This window comes from Moorena sp. SIO4E2 (assembly GCF_010671945.1).
Classification (GTDB): domain Bacteria; phylum Cyanobacteriota; class Cyanobacteriia; order Cyanobacteriales; family Coleofasciculaceae; genus Moorena; species Moorena producens.
Genome location: NZ_JAAHIE010000794.1, coordinates 1 through 2,801 on the forward strand (window position 1 = coordinate 1; position 2,801 = coordinate 2,801).

A 2,801-nucleotide genomic window follows, 5' to 3' on the forward strand; every position below is an offset into this window, starting at 1 on the left:
AAGCCAGGTAAAGATGACTAATCCAGCTTCGGTTCCTAATAAATCGTGAAGGATATGAAATAAAGCATTGAAAGTCACTTGCGGATCACTATAGGGATTCCCTCCAAATTTATCTAGAAGAAACACAAAGGTTAAATTGACTCCAACGGAGAAAATTGGGAAAAGAATAATTTTCCAATCTTGGAGTATCGTATAGCCTCGATAGGTCAACACACCCAAAACTAGAGTAAGTACAATATAGATAGGAATCTTAAAATTATCGTTACCGGCTTGATAACCTAAAGGGTACAAAATTGAAACAACTAACAGACTGATGGCAAACACAATGTTAATTAAATTGGTGATGATAGTAGTCTTCTCCACTAACCCATCCGCCCACAGCGCAAATCCTGAAATCAAGAAAAAGTAAAACATGAAATTCAGCATCGTAAAATCGTTTTGATAATACCAGCATTGGGTGACGTGCCAACCAATTTCTGAAGCGATCGCCACCATCACAAAAGCTAGCCCCAGTTGCGACGCAAAAATATTTGATGTCAGTCCTAAATTTTTTAAACTGTTGTAAAAAATTCTCATCGCCAGAGGGATGAGGGCAAAAACCAGCACGTGGGTGATAATTAATCCCAGTTTCCAACCATCGACTATACAAGTTCTAGAAGGGTCTGTCGGGGATTCTGCGATTCCGGGCAATGTGGCGAGAATATAGCCAAATCCAGCTAAACCGATTAAGAAGCAGAGTGCAGTAAACCCTAAGTTGCTAGTAAAAATCTTGCCATCGTTATTTTCCTGGGATTTAGTAAATTGCTTTGAAGACATTCATACAGCTCCTGCTCATAGACAACTAAAACAAATCGCCGAAATCGCTGGAGGAGTCTCCCCACAGCCTGATATCAACTACTAATTGTCTCACAATAACTATCCCTGGAATCTAATAGTTAAGATAAATTTTAGGTTATCATTGATAAATGTTAAGTAACCATCAAATTTATGATGATTGCGTTACATATCTTTGTTAAGATATAGATTGCTTTACAAGTGTGATGGCTAAAGCCCCTGTACTTTAGTCGGGGGATATAAGCGAACGGATGAATTGATTCATCCGCGATGCGGGTCGCTAATGTACACTAAAACTTTCTGAGTGCTAATCTTGCCAGTGGTGTCAAACATATACGAATGTGTCCATAAACTTGGCAATCTCAACAGGTCTGGAAATTATTGTCTAAGCAATAATGATCTTCGTAATTGGTTTGCTCATTGCTGTTACTGTACCTCAAGCTTACTAGGAAACTATAGTATGAAGCAAAAATTCTCCCCAAAATTGACCTTAATCGCCGCTTATTGCATCAGCCTATTTCAGTTTTCTCCCACCGCAGAGGCGCTCACCATCGATCAATGGTCTCTCAAGATTATGCCTTTAGGAGACTCAAACACTCGTGGTAAAGCATTGGATCGAGCCTGATATCGAGATGACCTGTGGGCATTGTTTAAAGATAATGGCTATAGAGTAAATTTTGTGGGTAGCGCTACCTCAGAAAATCCCGAAATAGTTTTAGGCCAAAACAACACATATGTGTTTGACAAAGAGCATCAAGGGCATGGGGGATTTGCCATAGCTGGTGTTGGAGCATCCAATGCGTGGTCAGATTTAAACTCCGAAATAGAAGATTGGCTGAAGCAGGCAAGACCGGATATTATCTTATTAATGGCTGGCACAAACGACATACTTTTTCAGAATGAAAGCCCTGAAGATACAGTCAATGAAATGATTTTACTAATTGATAAAATTCTCGCCTGGTCAGATCAGGTATATTTGTTTGTCTCTTCAATTCCCCCCATTAAGCCCTCTGCACTTAAGGATGGTACTCTCAAGAATCAGAAAGCTGATAAATACAATAACCTATTGGCAAATTTGCTGACTGGAGAAAGTTATAAAAACAAGAACATTCGATTTATTAATAACCGCAATATATTCACCCCTGAACACATGCTTGAGGATGGTATTCACCTAACCCCAGAGGGTTACAAAAAGTTGGCTCACGCTTGGTTCAAAATCATGATCGGCATTGGTACGAGGGAAAAGCAAGATGATATTCCTATAGATGTTCCCCTTGAGATCGAGATCTATGGTAGTTGAGAAAAAAATCTACAGGGTAAGCGCAAGGCGCTTACCCTGCGGTATAACCCCATCATTAAATTGCTAATTGTTGATAGCACCTCAAGTAGCGTGCGCTACGCGCATTTGCTGTAGGCGAAGCTCTTCTGAAGGATAATGATTTTGCTAATTGCTGACCATAACCATAGATACCAAATGGCTTATATAGGCCTTTCGGAATGCATTCACGGGGCTATCAAGCTCCTCGTTTTTGCCCGTGTGATTCGATGTGGTATTATACAAAGGTCTGTCTCCGTAATTATTGTGATAACGCCAGATTCTAATATTGATGTATCAAATTTTTCAGGCTTCCTGCCTCAAAAAATCTGTATCAATTGCTAATTTTTCCACTCCGATCTCCGCTGATGCGCACTGGGTGGCTTGATCACGATTGGAATTGGCGATATCCAGACAGCTTAGACTGAATTACCCTAAACTTCGTACAAACATTTAAGATGCTAACAGAACAAGACATTGATCAATGCTTGAAGATGCTGGATGGCATCTATAGTTTATCCGAACCGGAAAGATTAGAGAGGATTGACAAATTTGTTAAATCTACCCTGTCTATTACTCCAGATATCTACAGTCCAAAAAACTTAAAATACTTATTTTCCTATCCCGACCCCATCGGTGTTTTTGCCGATTT

At 39.8% G+C, this 2,801-nt stretch carries 4 protein-coding genes and 1 pseudogene; 3 read left to right on the plus strand and 2 right to left on the minus strand.

The window, feature by feature from the left end:
* Both F6K37_RS37280 and F6K37_RS37285 read right to left on the minus strand, forming a co-directional pair.
* Window positions 1-816: hypothetical protein (locus F6K37_RS37280; RefSeq protein ID WP_287256037.1), on the minus strand; the 816-nt coding region annotated here is incomplete at its 3' end.
* 279 nt (window positions 817-1,095) lie between these two features.
* A pseudogene (locus F6K37_RS37285) lies at window positions 1,096-1,212 on the minus strand (IS200/IS605 family transposase); the annotation flags it as partial.
* A gap of 82 nt (window positions 1,213-1,294) precedes the next feature.
* Between F6K37_RS37285 and F6K37_RS37290 the strand changes: the two are divergent.
* From F6K37_RS37290 to F6K37_RS37300, 3 genes are all read left to right on the plus strand, one after another.
* Window positions 1,295-1,459: a hypothetical protein gene (locus F6K37_RS37290; RefSeq protein ID WP_287256039.1), complete on the plus strand. Its 165-nt coding sequence runs from the start codon at window positions 1,295-1,297 to the stop codon at window positions 1,457-1,459.
* A gap of 21 nt (window positions 1,460-1,480) precedes the next feature.
* Window positions 1,481-2,134, plus strand: coding sequence for a GDSL-type esterase/lipase family protein (locus F6K37_RS37295; protein WP_287256041.1), 654 nt, complete (start codon window positions 1,481-1,483; stop codon window positions 2,132-2,134).
* Between the two features lie 473 nt (window positions 2,135-2,607).
* Window positions 2,608-2,801, plus strand: a 194-nt coding sequence (locus F6K37_RS37300; protein WP_287256042.1) for a hypothetical protein, incomplete at its 3' end; no start/stop codon positions are given.

Coding starts and splice junctions, on each gene's coding strand:
- F6K37_RS37290 (WP_287256039.1), top strand. CDS start 1,295: ATGAAGCAAAAATTCTCCCCAAAATTGACCTTAATCGCCGCTTATTGC.